The following is a 17,911-nucleotide window of genomic DNA, read 5'->3' as shown; positions in this document are numbered from 1 at the left end:
CCCGGTGCCGCCTCGGCCGGGGCATCGTGCGGAAAGTGGGGACCTGTTTTCCCTACGATAAGACCGCAAAGGCTATAGCAGCCAGGTGGAGGTCAGCGTCGTGACGTTGCCGGTGAAGAGTATCTGCATGTCGGCCGCCGCGTCGCCATTGGTATCGAACAGGGCGGTAGTGGTATTCGTCCCAGCATCGTAGCTGAGCGTGAATTCGGCGGCGGTGTGATCGAAGGCGCCGACGAGATGGAAGGCCTGGTCGCCCGACACCTTGGTATTGGCGTCGATTGCGGACACGTCGAGAATGTCGCCTTTGGCGAAATCGGTGATCCGATCCGAAGCCGCCAGCGTGCTGTCTCCCACCGCGAGATAGCTGAACGTATCGTTCTGCGTGCCGCCGGTCAGCGTGTCCGCACCGCCGCCGCCAATCAGCGTGTCGGCGCCGACATTGCCGATGAGCGTGTCGTCCCCCGCTGCGCCCTTCAATATGTCGTTGCCATAACCGCCGTCGACGGTGTCGTTCGATGAGCCAGCGTCGATGGTATCGTTGCCGTTGCCGCCGTAAATTATGTTCACCTGCGCCGAGCCGGTGATCGTGTCGTCATAGGCGGAGCCGGTGATGTTCTCGATGAACAGCAGCGTGTCGGTTCCCGCGCCATGCGTGTCCTGCGCGGTAGTGAGCGACAGGTTGATCGTGATGCCGACGGTGGCGTTCGCATAACTCGCCGTGTCGCTCCCCGCGCCGCCGTTGAGCGTATCGTTGCCGAGGCCGCCGACGAGGATGTCGTTGCCGGCATTGTCGATGAGGACGTTGTTGCCGTCGTCACCGGTCAGCTGGTCGTCATAGCCGCCGCCGGTGAGGTTCTCGATGCCGGAGAGCGTGTCGACGCCGGCGGAAATGGTCGATTGCGCGGCGGTGATCGCCAGGCTGACGCGGATGGCGCCGGCGGCGGTCGCATAGCTGGCGGTGTCGATGCCATCGCCGCCGTAGAGCAGATCATTACCCAGTCCGCCGCTCAACACGTCGTCGCCCAGCGATCCGATCAGCGTGTTGGCGAACTCGTTGCCGGTCAGCGTGTCGTTATAATCGGATCCGTAGATCTGCTCGATATTGTGCAGCGCCTCGATGCCGCCACCGCCGGTATTCTGATAGCTGGTGCTGACCAGGTTCACGGTGACGCCGGAGAGGGCGTGATTATAATAGACCGCGTCGATACCCGCGCCGCCGTCGAGATAATCGGTACCACCGCGGCCATCCAGCACGTCGTTGCCAGCCCCGCCATAGAGGCTGTTCGTCCCGCCATCACCGGACAGATAATCCGCGAAATCGGTTCCGATCAGGCCCTCGATGCTGGTGAAGGTGACATTGCCGGCGCCGCCGCTGGCGTGGACGCCGTCGTCGACGGTGATGCTCACCCCCGCAGCGAGGCCGGCGAAGGACGCGATGTCGAAACCCGCCCCACCATCCAGGATAGCGCCATCGGTCGAAACCGTATTGAGCACGTCGTCGCCGTCGCCGCCATAAAGCGTATCGGCACCGGCCTTGCCAGACAGCATGTCGTTTCCAGCAAGGCCATAGAGGATGTTGGCCCCGCCATCTCCGGTCAGAATGTCATTATAGTTGGTGCCGATCAGATTTTCGAAGCCGGATATGGTATCCGTTCCACCACCGCCCGTTGCCTGCGCCGTGGTGATCGACAGATTGACCGTCACCCGCGAGGTCGCATCGACATAGGTCAGCGTGTCGATGCCATCACCGCCGTAGAGATAGTCGGTGCCCGCTCCGCCCTCGATCAGATCGTCGCCGGCCCCGCCATAGAGGCTGTCATTGCCGTCGCCGCCGTAGAGCGTGTCGGCGGCGCTGCCCGCGGCGATATAGTCGTTGCCCGCCAACCCGTAGAGATGGTTGGCGTAGACACCGTCGCCGAAGATGGTGTTGGCGAGGCTATTGCCCTGGCCGGTGAGGCCGTCGCCATAAAGCTGGAGCTGCTCGACATTCGCGGCGAGGGTATAATCCGAGAAAGCGAGGACGACGTCGGTGCCGCCGTTGGACGCTTCCACGACGCTGTCGAGCGGATCGTCCACCATATAGGTGTCGTTGCCGGCGCCGCCCGTCATCACGTCGTGGCCGGGGCCGCCCGAGAGGAGATCGTTGCCCGCCCCGCCGAAGAGCTGATCGTCGCCGTTCAGACCAAACAGCCAGTCGTCGCCATCGAGGCCGCTGACGATATCGGTAACGGACGTGCCGCGGATCGTGTCCGCACCGGCATGACCCGCCTCGGTCAACGTCTCCGTGGTCGCATTCCAGCTCCAGGACGAGACCACCGAATTGGAGCCCGACGCGTCGGAAGTGACGACCCCTCCGGTGCCGGCCGAGCCGTAGATGAAGGCGGCGGCATCCTTGTCGAGCTGAAGCAGGTGCGAGGCGCCGCCGACCGTGGCCATGATGGTGCGCGATGGATCGTCCGATGCCAGCACCTGATCGTGCACCACATCCGGATCGGCGGCATAGTCGGTCACCGCCTCGGTCGGATGCTTGAGGCCTATCGCATGACCGATCTCGTGCAGCAGCGTGCCATAATTGACCGTGCCGCCGCTGACAAATTGGCTGTTCATGACCACGTCGCCCGAGGCGTCGAGATCGCTCTGGAAGCTCGGCGTGGTGAAATAATTCCAGTCGCCGAAGGGATAGAAGCCGATGCCGCCCGCCCCCGAATAGCTGCTGGTGTTCAGATCTGCCAATTGGAAGTTGATGTCGCCCTTACCCGGCGCCACCTCGACGAAAGTGATGCCGGACGCGCTCGCCCATTCTGCCAGCGCCGCTCGCGCCTGATCCTGTTCGGCAGGCGTGAAGGCCTGGAAGCTCGCCGTCGTCGCCGCAGTAAAACCATCGATCGAGGAGAAATAGTCAGGAGCGCTCGTGGGAAAGGAGTAAGTGACGATCACGGGTTTTCCCGTGGCCTCGATTCCGTTCCAGTATGAACCGCTCAACAGCGCAGTGTAATCGGAAACGACGGTCATGGACGCTCTCCCCCGGGACTCTGGCCGACCTGTGCCGTTTACCATCGTCCAAGTCAGCTCGGGAGTGAATTCGTGAGCTCCTGTTTATATCGGATGGGTTATGGCGCTTAAATATTTGAAATATTCATACGGGTTCAGGAGGAGGCGATCGTATATCCGAACCCATATGGCAAATCTTGCCGGATTGCTGGACAACAAGCCTCGATCGTGGAGGGGTATGAAGGCCCGATCGAAAAATGCGCTCCGGCGATACCGATCCTCTGTCGTCCGGAGGCGCTTTTTCTCACGCTATTCCGCCAACCGCGTCAATAAGGACGATTTTCCATCCGAGGGACGGCCGCGGCTCCGGATCAGCAACTGCCCCGATCGGGCAAACGAATGACGCCCGCCGTCAGCACATGGCCTACCTTCGCCTCGCACAGCCGCTGCGCCTGCGCGCGCGCCTCGGCCTCGGTCTGCCAGATACCGATCCAGGCCGCCTCCTCCGCATTGGCTTCCATCGGCGGGATGCGGAGCACGCCGAAGCGCCCGTCACTTACCTCGACCACCGCGATGCGGCGGGTCAGTTCATGGAAGAACAGGGTTCGCGTCTGGAAATCGATCGGTTTTTCGCCGCGCTCCATCTCACCGATGAAATTCTCGGACAAGCCGACGATTCCTGCCAGCTGCTCCAGACTGAACCCTGCCGCCTTACGCAACGCACGCAATTCCTGCCCCGTCATATTCCTCCCTGCCTCCATACCGTTGGTGCAAGGATAGTAGTCGTGCGATCCTTTCATTCGGAATGTCGGGAAGGCCGAATCACTCCGCTTCGGAGAGGAAAACGGCGTCAGGCGCAGCGCAGAGATAGCGGGGAAACGCAATCATCAGGGGCTGAACACCAGCACCATGAAAACGCTGAACAGCGACAGGTGGATAGCCCCCTCCAGCATCGTGGTCCGTGTGCCGGAAAAGGTGTGCATCGTCAGCAGCAGCGTGACGGCGAGAAGCACCATGTTGGAGGCAGAGACACCCAATATCACCGGCTGTCCGGTTGCGAGGCCGATCACGAGCACCGCTGGCACGGTAAGCCCCAGCGTCGAGGTCGCCGCGCCCAGACAGAGGTTGATCGCACGCGTAAGCTGATCCGCGCGGACAGCACGCAGCGCAGAAATGCCTTCCGGCGCGAACACGATCATCGCGATGATGATGCCGCCCAGCGAAGCCGGCGCGCCGAGAGAGGCGATACCCTTGTCGAGCAGCTTGGCGAGGCTCTTGGAAAGGATAACGATCGGCAGGATGTTCGCCAGCAGCAGCAGGACGTGTCTGCCGTTCGATCCCGCAGCGGAAACCGGATGCGGCAAAGGCCGGCAATCCTCGCCCGGCACACCATTGCCGGCGGCCGCGAAGAAACCGCGGTGGCGGCCGGTCTGCAGCCATAGGAAGATGCCGTAGAGCGCGATGGTGAACAGCGAGAAGAAAACCGCCTGCATCAGGGAGAGCGTGCCGGCCGAGGTGGACGTGGTAAAATTCGGCAGGACGAGCGCGATCGTCGAGAGCGGGATGATCACACCCAGATAGGCATTGGCGCCCTGCAGATTGTAGCTTTGCTGATGATAGCGCAGGCCGCCGATCAGCAGGCCCAGGCCGACGACGCCGTTGAGCACGATCATGAGCACCGAGAACATGGTGTCGCGGCCCAATGTCGGCACGCCCTTGGCATCCAGCATCACTGCCGCGATGAGCGCCACTTCGATGATGACGATCGACAAGGTCAGCACCAGAGTGCCGAGCGGCTCGCCGAGCCGCTCGGCCAGTTCCTCCGCCTCGTGCACCACGCCAAAGGCCGACCAAAGGATGATCGCGATCAGCCACGCGAACAGCGCAGCGGAAATCAGAGAATGGCCGATGCCGAGCATCGCCGGCCCGAATGCAAGGAAGAGCGCAACGGTGAGCCACGAGGCGGCTAGGCGGAGAGGAAGCTTCATCGCATGCTGCTTAGCAAGCGGGACAGGCTTTGTCCTGCCGTCCGAAGCTCCACTTTCATCGCGATCCTGCAGACCATGTCGCACCGAACCTTGACGAACGAGATATCTTCTCTACCTTGAGGGTGCGGGACCGGGCCCCTCTGGCGGCGGCTTTCCTGAAAGCCCCGTGATGTCGGACCGCATCGAGCGCGCTCGGTGCAGGTTCGGATGACTTGGTCTCCCCCTCCCGGCGCCTCGATCGAAGTCACTTCGATGGAGGACCAGAATGACCAGTTTGATCGAACGGCTGATCGCCGCGCATCGCCTGCTGAACCGAGAGATTCAGCGCGAATTGGCGCGTCGCGTGCCGGACTCCTTCCGCCTGATGCACCTCAAGAAACGGCGCCTGGCCGTGAAGGATCAGCTTTATCGCCACCATCCCGGCGGGATGGCCCTCAAAAACGCCGCCCGGCAGGTACTGACGCGCCTCGGCGGCTCGAAGCCGGCGCTCGGCCGGACGGAGAGTTGATCATGGAACGCATCTATCAGCATCCCGCGGCCGGCAGCGCTGCCAGCCAGTTCGACGCCGGCCTGCGGCGGCACATGCTCGGCATCTATCGCTATATGGGCATCGGCCTGCTGATCACGGCGGCCGTATCCATGGGCGTCGCCAGCTCTCCCGCGCTGGTCGCCGCGATTTTCGGCACGCCGCTCAAATGGGTGGCCATGCTGGCGCCGCTCGCTTTCGTGTTCTTCTTCAGCTTCCGTATCGATCGGATGACGACGGCATCGGCACGCACCGCCTTCTTTGCCTTCTCGGCGGTGATGGGCGTTTCGATGGCGAGCATCTTCCTGGTGTTCACCGGGACGAGCATCGCCTCGACCTTCCTGATCGCGGCCATCATGTTCGGCGGCGTCAGCCTGTGGGGTTATACGACCAATCGAGATCTCTCGCGCTGGTCGACTTTCCTGGTGATGGGCCTGATCGGCGTCATAGCCGTGTCGCTGGTCAATATCTTCCTGGGATCCACGATCCTGCAGACCGCGATCTCGGTGATCGGGGTCGGCGTGTTCATCGGTCTCACCGCTTGGGACACGCAGCGGGCGAAATCGGAATATCTGAGCTTCGCGGGCACGGAACAGGCCGAAAAACTGGCCGTAATGAGCGCCCTCGGCCTCTATCTGAACCTCATCAACATATTCCAGCTGCTCCTCTCGCTCACGGGCGAGCGCGACGGCTGATCGACGGAGCGGGCGGCAAACGCCGCCCGCTTTCCGCTGCGAAACCCATTGCCGGCAATGGATCGATTCACCTCGACGGTGACATAGCGGAAGCGACACCGATCAGGGGAAACGGGGCCTCTTCATGATCGCGGCCAGGCTCTGGGCGAGATCGGTTTGCCGGAAAGGCTTTTCCAGGCGCGCCAGCCCAGGTGAAATGCCGATCGCATCGGAATAGCCCGATACGACGAGCACGCGAAGATCCGGACGGCGGACGCTTGCCACAGCGGCCAGCTCCGTTCCGGTCATTTCCGGCATCAGATGATCCGTTACCAAGAGATCGATGTCGGGATATCGATCGAGCATCGCAAGCGCTTCCATCCCCGACGCAGCCTCGACCACATCGAAACCCAACTCGGCCAGCATGTCCGCCGTCGCGACACGCACGAGATCCTCGTCGTCGACGACGAGCGCCATGCCCCAGCGCTCGGGGATCGCATTGTCGTCGACCGTGGTCACGAGGATCGGTTCGGATGTCGTAGGAAGCCACAGCTCGATCACCGTGCCGACGCCCGGCTCGCTCGCCACACTGAGAGCCCCACCGAGCTGCGCGACCACGCCATGCACCATGGAGAGGCCGAGACCGGTCCCCTGGCCAATGCCTTTGGTCGAGAAAAAGGGCTCGATCGAGCGGCGCCGCGTCTCCTCGTCCATGCCCTTGCCGGTATCGACCACCGCCAGGCGGACATAGGATCCCGGAATCAGCCCGGCCGCATGCCCTTCGCCCACCATGACGTGACGCGCTTCTATGCGCAGCGTTCCGCTTTCCTCCATCGCATCGCGCGCATTCATCGCGAGGTTGAGCAGCGCCGTCTCGATCTGGGTCGCATCGATCCACGCCAGCGGCAGATCCTCCTGCAGATCCAGCACGAGCTCGACCTGCGCGCCGACGGTGGTTCCGATCAGCGGCGTCAGATCGAGGATCAGCGCGGCGAGATCCACCGCCGACGCCTTGAGCGGCTGACGCCGGGCGAAGGCGAGCAGACGCTGGACCAGCGTCTTGGCCCGGTCCGCGGATTGCAGCGCCCCGTCGATCAGCCGCTGCTCGCGCGCGTCGCCAATGCCGCGCCGCTTGAGCAGATCCAGGCTGCCGAGAATTGGGGTGAGCAGATTGTTGAAATCATGCGCGACGCCGCCGGTGAGCTGACCCATTGCCTCCAGCCGTTGCGACTGGCGCAAAGCATCCTGCGTGCGGACGAGCTGGCGGGTGCGATCGACCACCCTCTCCTCCAGCGTGGTGGCGAAATCGCGCAGTTGCGCCTCCAGCCGGCGCCGATCAGACACGTCGATGGAAACACCCGATACGGACATGGGCTCGCCTTCGGCGCTGAAGCTCGGCTGACCGCGAAACTCGATCCACCGCTCCTCCCCGCCGGGCGTCAGGATGCGATATTCAATGTCGTAATCGGCACCGGAGGTCAGCGTCTCGTGCATGGCGCGCGACAGGCGGTCGCGATCGTCGGGATGCGTCGCCGACTGCATGTCCCCATAGGTGAAGGGCTCGGCGGGATCGCGTCCGAACGCCGTCTTGCAGAGGTCCGACGCCTCCAGCACGCCGGTCGTGACCTCGATCCGCCAGACGCCCATGCGGCCGGCATTCAAGGCGATGCGCCGCTGCCGTTCGCTATCCTGCAGCGATTCGATCAGCCGGGCATTCTCGATCGCCAGCGCGGCGGCGCGAGCGAGCGCCTCGAGGCGGGCGATCGTCTCGCGATCATGGTTGCGCAAGTCCTGCCAATAGGCGCCGATCGCCGCCGTCGGATTGGGCAGCCCGATCGGTGCCATCACGAGGCTGCGTACGAAGGTCGGCTCATAGAGATGCCGGGGAATGCGGGGATCGGACAGCACGTCCCGAATCACCGCGGTCTTGCGGTTGATCATCGACCAACCGGAAATGCAGCTCTCCGCGGGAAAGCGGCTGCCCGCCCAGAGCGGGCTGATCGCGTCCTCCCCGGCATAATAGCAATGATCGTCCTGTCTCAGCACCACGCAGATGCCGTCGGCCCCCACGACGTCGCGTGCCGTCTCCCGCAGGATTTCCACGACGGCATCGATCGATCGCGACGAAGCCATCCTCTCGCTCGCTGCGATCAGCCGGATCCACGGATCCTCCGCTTCGCGCCGTTCCCGCATAGCCTTCACTCAAAGAAATGCATCAGCCACCTACGTCTAACAGCTTTGGCAGTCCCTTGTGAACAGAGCGTTAGCAATGCGCCACGGCAGTTACCGTGATTGCAAATTTCCCCCGTTTCGGACATTTCGCGGCGCTTCAGGAGTGAAGCCGATGAGCTGGTCTGCCGCGCAATATCGCAAGTTCGAGGATGAACGAAACCGGCCGATCCTCGATCTCCTCGCCCATGTGCCCACCGCGACTGTGGCCCATGCGATCGATATCGGCTGTGGGCCCGGCAACTCGACCGAATTGATGCGAAACCGCTATCCCGAGGCCCGCATCAGCGGCCTGGACAGTTCCGACGACATGATCGCGGCTGCGCGCCGCCGCATGCCGGACGTCGACTTTTCGGTCGCGGACATCGCCGGCTGGAGCCCGGCCGAACGCTACGACCTGATCCTCGCCAACGCCGTCCTGCAATGGCTGCCGGATCATGCGGCGCTGTTTCCGCGCCTTTTCGGGAAACTCGCGCCGGACGGCACGCTGGCCGTGCAGATGCCGGACAATCTCGACGAGCCGGCACACCGCCTGATGCGCGAGGTGGCGGCCGATGGCCCATGGTCGGCCAAGCTGGCCACCGCGTGGCAGAGCCGCGCACCCCGTCATGAAGCGGATTATTATTTCCGCCTGCTGCATGGCCGGGCGCAGCGGCTGGACGTGTGGCGCACCGTCTACCATCATCCGTTGCCCGATGGCGCGGCCGGCATCGTCGAATGGTTCAAGGGCAGCGGTTTGCGGCCCTATCTCGATCCGCTGGACGCGGAAGAGCGCGATGCCTATCTCGCCCGCTACGAGGCGGCCGTCGCCGACGCCTATCCCGCGCTGGCGGACGGCACGGTCTTGCTGCCCTTCCCGCGCCTGTTCCTGCTCGCGCAGCGACCCGGGTAAGGGGCCGGCAACCGAATTCAGACCGTCTGCAGCGCCGGCCAGTCGAGATCGAACCGCGCGAGATATTTTCTGAGCCGATCGGCGTCGTTGGCGCTGGTGCGCCGCGCAAGCGAAACGGCGAACAGCGCGCGCCCCGCCTCGGACAGCGAACGGCTGGCCCGGCAGACGCGAATGGTTTCGGCCAGCTGGACACGATCGAACGGGTCGATGGCAGCGAGCCGCTCCGCGCCCAGCACCGCATCCAGCAACGCCGCATCGCCGTCCACGCCCGCACTGGCCGACCAAAGCCGCCTCAGCCGGGCGATCTCCGCCTCGACGCAATCGACATCGATCCGCCCAGTCGGCGAAAGCGTCGCCATGCGCGTGACGCTGGCGGCGAGATCGCGGAAATTGCCGAGCCAGCTCGCCTCCGGCGACGTAGCGAAGCCGAGATAGCGCTGCCGCGCCTCCTTGTTGAAACCGACCCGAAGGCCTTCCCGTTCGGCGAAGCGGTCCAGCTCATAATCGAGGTTCGGCGCCACATCCTCACGCCGTTCGGCAAGACCCGGCAGGGCGAAGGTCCACAGATTGAGCCGGGCATAGAGATCGTCGCGAAAGGCGCCCGCAGCCACCGCCGTTCCGAGATCCCGGTTGGTGCCGGCGATCAGCTGGAAATCGGACGCCGCCTCCTGATCCGCGCCCACGGGCAGGAAGCGCTTGTCCTCGATGGCGCGCAGGATCATCGCCTGTTCGTCGATGCCGAGCTCCCCGATCTCGTCGAGGAACAGCATGCCGCCATCGGCCGCGCGCAGCAGGCCCGGGCGATCCGCAATCGCGCCGGTGAAGGCGCCCCTGCGATGGCCGAACAGCGCGGACATCGCGCCATCGCCCTTCAAGGTCGCGCAATTGACCTCGACGAACGGTCCCTTGATCTGATGCTTCAGCCGCTTGAGCTCATAGATGCGCCGCGCGAGCTGGCTCTTGCCGGCGCCGGTCGGTCCCATCAGCAGCATCGGCGCGCGCGAGCGGAGCGCGACCTGCTCGATCTCGTCGATCATGCGGTTGAAGGCGGAATTGCGCGTCTCGATCCCGGATTTGAGGAAGGAAGTGCTCTCCGCGCTCGCCGCGGCGAAGCGCGTCGCGATGCTGTCGTAGCGCGAAAGGTCGAGGTCGATGGTCGTCCAAACGCCTGCCCCGTCGCTGGTACCGCGCCGCGGCTGCGTCTGGAGCAGACGCCCGGGCAAATAGCGTGCCTCGGTCAAAAGGAAGAGGCATATCTGCGCGACGTGCGTGCCGGTGGTGATGTGGATCAGATAATCCTCGGCCTCGGGATCGAAAGGATAGCTGCGCGCAAAATCGAGCAGCTTGCCATAGACCTCCTCGAAGTCCCACGGATCGACGAGGTCGAGCACGCGCAGGTCCATCCGCGTCTCCGGCGAGACGTCGGCGATGTCGGCCGCGACATAGTCGGCGAGCCGTTTGTGTGCCGTTCCGTGCAGCATCACGAAGCGGTCGACGCGCAGATCCTCATGCATCGTCAGCCCGACCGAAGGGCGCCACTTGCTCCAGCGCGTGGGGCCGAACTTGCTGGCATCCAGCGTGGAGCCCAGGAAGCCGATGACGGTGAGGGGTTTCATGATATGCCTCAATTAATCGCAAGTGCTGCGTCGTGAACATATCCTATAGGATAAACTTGTATCGTTTCAGATAGGAAATCGCCCAGACCAGATTTTTACCCGATCTGCAGCCTGAACGATAAAATTCAGCGAAATAAATGGCTTGTCGTTTTTTAAGACCGCTTTTTCTGATTGGCACGCATCCTGCTGAATAGGAGACGTCCGGCACGGCGATTTTCCGCCCAACCGGACAAGCGGAGCCGAGGGGCGGCCGGAATGGGCCGGCCGCCCCGATCACGAAGGAGTTGGACGATGGCCAACAAAGATCTTTTCGCATCCGCGGCAGCCCCCCTCAGGGGGGGTGATATGGAATGACAAAAACCGGCGAATGCTGGCGGGACTACATCGGTAATCTGACGGTCGCCGGTTCGACTCCGGCCGGGCTTCGGCCCGTAGCTCGGTGGATAGAGCATCAGGAACGTCTCGCCACACCCTCGTCGCCGGTACGATGGAAATCAAAGGAGGTCATGATGACCGAGACGACTTATGATGTGCAGCATGTCGAGGGCGGCGTGCCGGTGAAGATGTGGACGCGCGGCGTGCCGGTCGACGACAAGGCGCGCGGCCAGCTCGCCCGCGCGGCGAAGATGCCTTTCGTGTTCAAGCATGTCGCGGCGATGCCGGACGTGCATGTCGGGATCGGCGCGACCGTCGGCTCGGTGATCCCGACCAAGGGCGCGGTGATCCCGGCGGCGGTGGGCGTCGACATCGGCTGCGGCATGATGGCGGCGCGCACCTCGCTCACCGCGAACGATCTTCCGGATACGCTAGAGGGCATCCGCGCGGCGATCGAGCAGGCGGTGCCGCATGGCCGCACCGTCGGCCGCGGCAAGCGCGACACCGGCTCCTGGGGCGATCCGCCGCCGGCGATCGTCGAGGCATGGGCGACGCTCGCCGAGCGGTTCCAGCGCATTACCGACAAGCATCCGCGGCTGAAGAACACGAACAACCTCGTGCATCTCGGCACGCTCGGCACGGGCAACCACTTCATCGAGCTTTGCCTCGACGAGGAGGCGCGTGTCTGGGTGATGCTCCATTCGGGCTCGCGCGGCGTCGGCAATGCGATCGGCAGCTTCTTCATCGAGTTGGCGAAACAGGACATGCGCAAATGGTTCATCAACCTGCCGGATGACGACCTCGCCTATTTCCCGGAAGGGACCGATCATTTCGACGACTATGTCGAGGCGGTCGGCTGGGCGCAGGACTATGCGGCGTTGAACCGGCGGATGATGATGACCAACGTCATCCGTGCCTTGCGTCGCGAGATCGCCAAGCCGTTCGATGCGGAGCTGGAGGCGGTGAACTGCCATCACAATTATGTGACGCGCGAGAACCACTTCGGCGAGAATGTGCTCGTCACCCGCAAGGGCGCGGTGCGCGCGGCACGGGGCGTGATGGGCATCATTCCGGGCTCGATGGGGGCGAAGAGCTTCATCGTGCGTGGGCTCGGCAATGCCGAGGCGTTCGACAGCTGCAGCCATGGCGCGGGGCGCGTGATGTCGCGCAACGAGGCCAAGCGGCAGGTGACGCTCGACGAGCATATCGCCGACACCGCAGGCGTGGAATGCCGCAAGGATGCGGGCGTCATCGACGAGACGCCCAGAGCCTATAAGCCGATCGAGGCGGTGATGGCCGCGCAGGCCGACCTCGTCGAGATCGTCCACACGCTGAAGCAAGTGGTGTGCGTGAAGGGCTGAACGGGGTGGCATCGCGGGGCGATGCCGCCCCGCTCATCGGCGGCGCAAGCGGCCGTGGGATCACATCCCCGACGCACATAATCACAACGGAAACAGGTCATGACTACGAATCTTCAACACACCATCGATCCCGCCGTGCAGCGGGAGATCGAAGCACGCCTTGCCACTATCGAGGCGAAGCACGGCATACGCATCCTGATGGCGGTGGAATCGGGTTCGCGGGCATGGGGCTTTCCATCGCCCGACAGCGACTATGACGTCCGTTTTCTCTATGTACGGCCACGCGACTGGTATCTTTCGCTCGAACCGGGCCGCGATGTCATCGAGATGCCGATCGAGGACGAGATCGACCTCAACGGCTGGGACGTCCGCAAGGCGCTCGGCCTTTTGCTTAAGTCGAACGCGATCGTCGGCGAGTGGATCGGATCTCCGATCCGCTATCGCGAGGACGATCCGATCGTCACGGCGCTGACCGTGCTCGCGGACGAAATCCACAATCCGCGGGCGATCGCGCATCATTATGCGCGATTGGGCCGGAATGCCGTCGAACGCTGGCCGGAGGATGGCTCGCCAGTGCCGGTGAAGCGTTATTTCTACGCGCTTCGCCCCGCACTGGCGATCCGTAGCCTGCGGTTCGATCCAATGGCCCGGCCGCCGATGAACCTGCAGCAACTCGTTTCGGCGAGCTATCTCAGTGGCGAGATCGCATCGGCGATCGAGGCGCTCGTCGATGCCAAACGGTCGAGCAACGAGCTTTCGAACACAACTCGGCTGCCCGTGCTTGACGAACTCGTTCTCGACGAACTGGCGCGGGCGGACGAACTGCCGATAGGACAATCCAGCGATCGTCCTGCCGCGCAAGCAAACGACCTTTTTCTGAGACTGGTAAACACATGATCATCATCGACGGATCGGAAGGCGAAGGAGGCGGACAGGTCGTGCGCAACGCGTGCGCGCTGTCGCTCGTCACCGGACAGCCCTTCCGCATCGCCAATGTGCGCGGCAAGCGCGAGAAGCCGGGGCTGATGCGCCAGCATGTCACCGCGATCGAGGCCGCGTGCGCGATCGGCGGGGCGGAGTGCGAAGGCGTCACCGTCGGCTCGTCCGAGATCCTGTTCCGGCCGGGTTCGGTCCGGCCGGGCGAGCATCGCTTCGCGGTCGGCACCGCGGGCAGCACCAATCTCGTGCTGCAGACGATCCTGCCGCCGCTGATTCTGGCGGATGCGCCGTCGCGCATCGTGCTGGAAGGCGGCACGCACAATATGCTGGCGCCGCCGTTCGACTTCATCGCGAAAGCGTTCCTGCCGCTCGTCAACCGGATGGGGCCGCGCGTGGAGGCCCGCCTCGTGCGCCACGGCTTCTATCCCCGCGGCGGCGGCCGCATCGAAGTGGAGATCATGCCGGCCCCGCTCCGGCCGATCGAGTGCATCGATCGCGGCGCACTCCTGTCCGTTTCGGCCAGCGCGCTGTTTGCCGGACTCCCCTTGGAGATCGCCGAGAGAGAATTGAAGACAGCCCGCAAGTTCCTCGATTGGCCGGAGGAAGCCTTCGCCGCGCGCGAGCTTCCGGCCGATCGCGGCCCGGGCAACGCGCTGCTTCTCGAAGCGGCTTTCGAGCATGGCACGGAGATCGTTACCGGCTTCGGCAAGCTCGGCGTCTCAGCGGAATCGCTGGCCAAGACGGCGGCGCAGCGCATGGCCGGCTTCCTGGCTTCGGCGGCCTTTGCCGGCCCCTATCTGGCCGACCAGCTGCTCCTGCCGTTCGCGCTCGCGGGCGGTGGCCGCTTCACCACCGTGAAGCCGAGCCAGCATGCCCGCACCGCGGCCGACATCATCGCCCTGTTCACCGGCCGCCGCTTCGTCTTCCGGCCGATCGAGGATGGAACGCATATGGTGGAATGTACGACCTGACACAGAAGTGCCGGCCGGATGGGCTTCGGTTGACGTGGGCAAAGGCTTAACCCCGTTTCAATCGACCGCTCCTAGGATGACGTGATGCGGATCAGCACGATCACCAACTTGGCCTATGGCATCACCCTTCTGCTCACCGGCATATCCGGGACGAGCTTCATCCTGGCAGCCGACGCGGCGAAGCAGGAGCGCGCCGCCGTCGAGCAGCATCGCCTGCTCGACGATCTGATCGAACAGCTTCAGATCGGCGCGGAGATGCGGACAGACGAAGCCCGGCTCTATGTGATGCGTGGCGCGGCACGTCATCTTGCGGCCTTCCGCAGCGAAGAGCGGGTCGAACACAGCCGCGAACAAGCCTTCCGGACGCTGCGAACGAAAATGCTGACGCCGAAGGAGGCTGCCGCGCTGGACGAAGCCGAAGCGCATCTCGACGCGCTCGATCGGATCGAGCTTGCTGCCGTCGCGGCGATGGAACGCGGCGACCAGGCTGCCGCCCAGCAGGCGATGTTCGGGCCTGAGCATGAGAGCGCGCAGGCAGCGATCCTCGGCCCGGTCGATCGCTTTGCGGATCTGGTCGCAGAACGGAGCGACGCGGTGCTGAACGATGCGCAGCGGCGCGCCGATTGGCTGGCGGGCATCGCGCATACCATGCTGGCACTCACGGCGCTCCTGTTCCTGGCCGTGCTCTATTTCGTCCTGCGCCGCCGCGTCGCATTGCCGCTCATCCGGATGACCGGCATTGTCAACCGCCTCGCCAGACAGGATTATGACGTGGACGTGCCCCTGGACGCGCGCCGCGATGAGATCGGCGACATGACACAGGCGATCCATATCTTCCGCAGCAACAGCATCGAGCGGGATCGCCTCGATCAGGAGCGCGCGGCCGACCAGCGTGTCAAGGACCGGATCCTGCAGATGATGCACCGGCTGCAGGCCTGCGCCAACCAGGACGAGCTGGCGGAAGTGGTCACCTGCTTCGCGCCGCAGATCTTTCCGGGCATGGCCGGCCATCTCTACGTCGTCGCCGATCATGGCGCTTCCCTGACGCTTGCCGGAAGCTGGCTCGAGCCGGGCCCGGCACCGCTTTCATTCCCGGTCGGCGCCTGCTGGGGGTTGCGCCGGGGCCGTCCGCACGTCAGCAACCGCGACGAGACCGATATCGCCTGCCCGCATATCAGCGACGATGCGGCACCAAGCCTGTGCGCCCCGCTCACCGCGCAGGGAGATACGATCGGCCTCCTCCACTTCGAGGAAAAGCCGGATGCGGCACTATTCGGCGAAGCTTCGCGGCTCTATCTCGAAATGATCGCAGAAAATATCGGGCTCGCTCTTGCCAATCTGCGCCTGCGGGACCGGCTGACCAGCCTTGCGGTGCGCGATCCGCTGACCGGCCTGCTCAACCGCCGCTGCCTGGACGAAGCGTTGAACCGCCATGCGCGCGAGCCCGCGACAAGGCTGGCCTGCCTGATGATCGACATCGATCATTTCAAGCGCTTCAACGACGAATATGGCCATGATGCCGGAGACGCGGTGATGATCCATGTCGCCCGGAGCATCGTGGAGGAGATCGGCGAAAGCGGAAGCGTCTACCGGTTCGGCGGCGAGGAATTCACCGTATTGCTGCCCGGCGAAAGCGAAATGGCGGCGTTCGAAAGAGCCGAGCAGTTGCGGGAGCGGATCGGGACCGCCTCGCTTGCCCATCGCGGCGAAATACTCGGCAGCATTTCCGTGAGCATCGGCGTGGCCGATGCGCCGGATCATGGCCCAGTGACCAGCCTCCTGCCCCGCGCCGACGCCGCCCTGATCGACGGCAAGCGCAAAGGGCGCGATCGCACGGTGCGCGCGTCCATGCTGGGAGTTCCGGGACAGGATGGCTCGGCGGCTGCCTGACGAGCCGCGATCCGAGCGACACTTCTCCTTGAGCGCGAACCGCGCCGCCCCTACGGAAGATCTTCCGCAACCGCCCCAGGACCCACATGGCCTCCGGACTCGTCGCCCTACTCGATGACATTGCCAGCATCACCAAGCTCGCCGCAGCCTCGCTCGATGACGTCGGCGCGGCTGCCGGCAAGGCGAGCAGCAAGGCCGTCGGCGTCGTCGTGGACGATGCGGCAGTCACGCCGCGCTATGTCGCGGGGCTCAGCCCTGAGCGCGAACTGCCGATCATCGCCAAGATCGCGGCCGGATCGCTCCGCAACAAGCTCCTGATCCTGCTTCCTGCGGCACTTCTGCTCAGCGCCTTCCTGCCCTGGGCGATCACACCGCTGCTGATGCTGGGTGGCGCCTTTCTCTGCTTCGAAGGCGCGGAGAAGCTGATCGAGGCGTTCAGCGGAAAAAGCCATGAAGACGATTCCCCTGCGACCGGGGACGCCGGGGCGCTGGAAGACGCCAAGGTCAGCGGCGCGATCCGCACCGACCTGATCCTTTCGGCCGAGATCATGGCGATCGCACTTTCAAGCGTGGCGGATACCGTCTTCCTCACGCGGGCGATCGTGCTCGTCATAGTCGCCATCGCCATCACCGCCGGCGTCTACGGCGTCGTCGGCCTGATCGTGAAGATGGACGATATCGGCCTGCATCTCGCCAAAGGGAAACGCCCGGCGATGCAGGCGATCGGCAGAGGCCTCGTAAAAGCGATGCCGATCGTCATGAGCGCGCTCGCCAAGATCGGTACGGCGGCAATGCTGTGGGTCGGCGGCGGCATCCTTCTGCACGGCGCCGAAGTGTTGGGTTTAGCGATGCCGGCGGAAGTGGTGCATCATGCTGCCGAAGCCGCGGGCCATGCCGTTTCCTTCGCCTCCGGAACCGTGGCTTGGCTGGTCACGGCGCTCTGCTCGGGGATCGTCGGCCTGGGCGTCGGCGGCATCATCGCCGCCGCCTTGCACGCGGTGCATCGCTGAGCAAATCGCGCACCAAGCTCAATTCTGCTCCAGAATAGTACAAATTGGCATTTTGTCACTTGAGATTGATCGCGTCCTGCTCATAGTCGCGATGCGGGGAGCACCGCCGGCCAAACCACTGTCCTGGTCTGGCCGGTCGCTCCACGGGGCCCGCTTTCCATCAATGGACGCACGAGAAGGAAGTGCGCATGGCGGTTGCTCCGCCCCGACAGATGATGCAGGCGAAGCGAGCCCACGACGCTTTGCTGGAAGCCCAGACGCTGCTCGAAGAGCAGGGCCAGCATGACATAGCCGCGATGCTGTTTCACGCGCTCGGTATGATCGAGGAGCGTTTCGGCTTCACCTTTCCCGATCAGGCAGCCGTACTGAGCAGCCAGGGCAGCAAGGACAATGCGGGAGGAACGGGTAGCCATAGCCGCTTTGGCGAGGAGGAGGGCGGGACGGCCTGA

The 17,911-nt window shown here is 64.2% G+C and carries 14 protein-coding genes; 9 read left to right on the top strand and 5 right to left on the bottom strand.

All coding sequences use genetic code 11. The features are described from left to right. Nucleotides 1–72: 72 nt before the first annotated feature. The 3 genes from GQY20_RS11170 to GQY20_RS11160 all read right to left on the bottom strand — a co-directional run bounded on the left by GQY20_RS11170 (nucleotide 73) and on the right by GQY20_RS11160 (nucleotide 4,979). The gene (locus GQY20_RS11170) at nucleotides 73–3,012 is read right to left on the bottom strand and encodes a M10 family metallopeptidase C-terminal domain-containing protein (protein ID WP_198350912.1); all 2,940 of its coding nucleotides are present in this window, start codon (nucleotides 3,010–3,012) and stop codon (nucleotides 73–75) included. A gap of 350 nt (nucleotides 3,013–3,362) precedes the next feature. Next, nucleotides 3,363–3,734: a helix-turn-helix domain-containing protein gene (locus GQY20_RS11165; RefSeq protein ID WP_157217146.1), complete on the bottom strand. Its 372-nt coding sequence runs from the start codon at nucleotides 3,732–3,734 to the stop codon at nucleotides 3,363–3,365. 144 nt (nucleotides 3,735–3,878) lie between these two features. Continuing rightward, the gene (locus GQY20_RS11160) at nucleotides 3,879–4,979 is read right to left on the bottom strand and encodes a calcium:proton antiporter (protein ID WP_157217145.1); all 1,101 of its coding nucleotides are present in this window, start codon (nucleotides 4,977–4,979) and stop codon (nucleotides 3,879–3,881) included. 274 nt (nucleotides 4,980–5,253) lie between these two features. Between GQY20_RS11160 and GQY20_RS11155 the strand changes: the two genes are divergently transcribed. Then, entirely contained in the window at nucleotides 5,254–5,487 is a 234-nt protein-coding gene (locus tag GQY20_RS11155) for a YdcH family protein (RefSeq protein WP_232475996.1), read from the top strand. 2 nt (nucleotides 5,488–5,489) lie between these two features. Next, nucleotides 5,490–6,200, top strand: a complete 711-nt coding sequence (locus GQY20_RS11150) for a Bax inhibitor-1/YccA family protein (protein ID WP_157217143.1) — start codon at nucleotides 5,490–5,492, stop codon at nucleotides 6,198–6,200. Between the two features lie 102 nt (nucleotides 6,201–6,302). Here the strand turns inward: GQY20_RS11150 and GQY20_RS11145 are convergent, their stop codons facing one another. Beyond that, the gene (locus tag GQY20_RS11145) at nucleotides 6,303–8,372 is read right to left on the bottom strand and encodes a PAS domain-containing hybrid sensor histidine kinase/response regulator (protein ID WP_198350911.1); all 2,070 of its coding nucleotides are present in this window, start codon (nucleotides 8,370–8,372) and stop codon (nucleotides 6,303–6,305) included. A gap of 151 nt (nucleotides 8,373–8,523) precedes the next feature. Here GQY20_RS11145 and tam point away from each other — a divergent pair, with 151 nt between their 5' ends. Beyond that, the gene (tam, locus tag GQY20_RS11140; protein WP_157217142.1) at nucleotides 8,524–9,300 is read left to right on the top strand and encodes a trans-aconitate 2-methyltransferase; all 777 of its coding nucleotides are present in this window, start codon (nucleotides 8,524–8,526) and stop codon (nucleotides 9,298–9,300) included. 17 nt (nucleotides 9,301–9,317) lie between these two features. On the opposite strand, the gene rtcR is transcribed toward tam, so the two are convergent. Beyond that, nucleotides 9,318–10,916 (bottom strand): RNA repair transcriptional activator RtcR, encoded by a 1,599-nt coding sequence (gene rtcR, locus GQY20_RS11135; RefSeq protein ID WP_157217141.1) that lies wholly within the window; start codon nucleotides 10,914–10,916, stop codon nucleotides 9,318–9,320. Nucleotides 10,917–11,425: 509 nt separating this feature from the next. Between rtcR and GQY20_RS11130 the strand changes: the two genes are divergently transcribed. From GQY20_RS11130 to GQY20_RS11105, 6 genes are all read left to right on the top strand, one after another. After that, on the top strand, nucleotides 11,426–12,652 hold the full coding sequence (locus GQY20_RS11130; protein ID WP_157217343.1) for an RtcB family protein: 1,227 nt from the start codon (nucleotides 11,426–11,428) through the stop codon (nucleotides 12,650–12,652). 99 nt (nucleotides 12,653–12,751) lie between these two features. Continuing rightward, nucleotides 12,752–13,549: a nucleotidyltransferase domain-containing protein gene (locus tag GQY20_RS11125; protein WP_157217140.1), complete on the top strand. Its 798-nt coding sequence runs from the start codon at nucleotides 12,752–12,754 to the stop codon at nucleotides 13,547–13,549. After that, nucleotides 13,546–14,562 (top strand): RNA 3'-terminal phosphate cyclase, encoded by a 1,017-nt coding sequence (gene rtcA, locus GQY20_RS11120; RefSeq protein WP_157217139.1) that lies wholly within the window; start codon nucleotides 13,546–13,548, stop codon nucleotides 14,560–14,562. Before GQY20_RS11125 ends, rtcA begins: the two co-directional genes overlap by 4 nt. 84 nt (nucleotides 14,563–14,646) lie before the next feature. Further along, complete coding sequence (locus GQY20_RS11115) at nucleotides 14,647–16,452, top strand: diguanylate cyclase (RefSeq protein ID WP_157217138.1); 1,806 nt, start codon at nucleotides 14,647–14,649, stop codon at nucleotides 16,450–16,452. A gap of 86 nt (nucleotides 16,453–16,538) precedes the next feature. Next, the gene (locus GQY20_RS11110) at nucleotides 16,539–17,462 is read left to right on the top strand and encodes a DUF808 domain-containing protein (protein ID WP_157217137.1); all 924 of its coding nucleotides are present in this window, start codon (nucleotides 16,539–16,541) and stop codon (nucleotides 17,460–17,462) included. A 188-nt stretch (nucleotides 17,463–17,650) separates the two neighbouring features. Continuing rightward, nucleotides 17,651–17,911, top strand: a complete 261-nt coding sequence (locus tag GQY20_RS11105; RefSeq protein ID WP_157217136.1) for a hypothetical protein — start codon at nucleotides 17,651–17,653, stop codon at nucleotides 17,909–17,911.

Source organism: Flavisphingomonas formosensis (assembly GCF_009755815.1).
GTDB classification, from domain to species: domain Bacteria; phylum Pseudomonadota; class Alphaproteobacteria; order Sphingomonadales; family Sphingomonadaceae; genus Flavisphingomonas; species Flavisphingomonas formosensis.
This window is presented reverse-complemented; position numbering and strand designations above follow the sequence as displayed.

Bases quoted from the DNA above. Each gene is read 5' to 3' on its own strand.
- GQY20_RS11170 (WP_198350912.1), bottom strand. From the start codon at position 3,012: ATGACCGTCGTTTCCGATTACACTGCGCTGTTGAGCGGTTCATACTGG.
- GQY20_RS11165 (WP_157217146.1), bottom strand. From the start codon at position 3,734: ATGACGGGGCAGGAATTGCGTGCGTTGCGTAAGGCGGCAGGGTTCAGT.
- GQY20_RS11160 (WP_157217145.1), bottom strand. From the start codon at position 4,979: ATGAAGCTTCCTCTCCGCCTAGCCGCCTCGTGGCTCACCGTTGCGCTC.
- GQY20_RS11150 (WP_157217143.1), top strand. From the start codon at position 5,490: ATGGAACGCATCTATCAGCATCCCGCGGCCGGCAGCGCTGCCAGCCAG.
- GQY20_RS11145 (WP_198350911.1), bottom strand. From the start codon at position 8,372: ATGCGGGAACGGCGCGAAGCGGAGGATCCGTGGATCCGGCTGATCGCA.
- tam (WP_157217142.1), top strand. From the start codon at position 8,524: ATGAGCTGGTCTGCCGCGCAATATCGCAAGTTCGAGGATGAACGAAAC.
- rtcR (WP_157217141.1), bottom strand. From the start codon at position 10,916: ATGAAACCCCTCACCGTCATCGGCTTCCTGGGCTCCACGCTGGATGCC.
- GQY20_RS11130 (WP_157217343.1), top strand. From the start codon at position 11,426: ATGACCGAGACGACTTATGATGTGCAGCATGTCGAGGGCGGCGTGCCG.
- GQY20_RS11125 (WP_157217140.1), top strand. From the start codon at position 12,752: ATGACTACGAATCTTCAACACACCATCGATCCCGCCGTGCAGCGGGAG.
- rtcA (WP_157217139.1), top strand. From the start codon at position 13,546: ATGATCATCATCGACGGATCGGAAGGCGAAGGAGGCGGACAGGTCGTG.
- GQY20_RS11115 (WP_157217138.1), top strand. From the start codon at position 14,647: ATGCGGATCAGCACGATCACCAACTTGGCCTATGGCATCACCCTTCTG.
- GQY20_RS11110 (WP_157217137.1), top strand. From the start codon at position 16,539: ATGGCCTCCGGACTCGTCGCCCTACTCGATGACATTGCCAGCATCACC.
- GQY20_RS11105 (WP_157217136.1), top strand. From the start codon at position 17,651: ATGGCGGTTGCTCCGCCCCGACAGATGATGCAGGCGAAGCGAGCCCAC.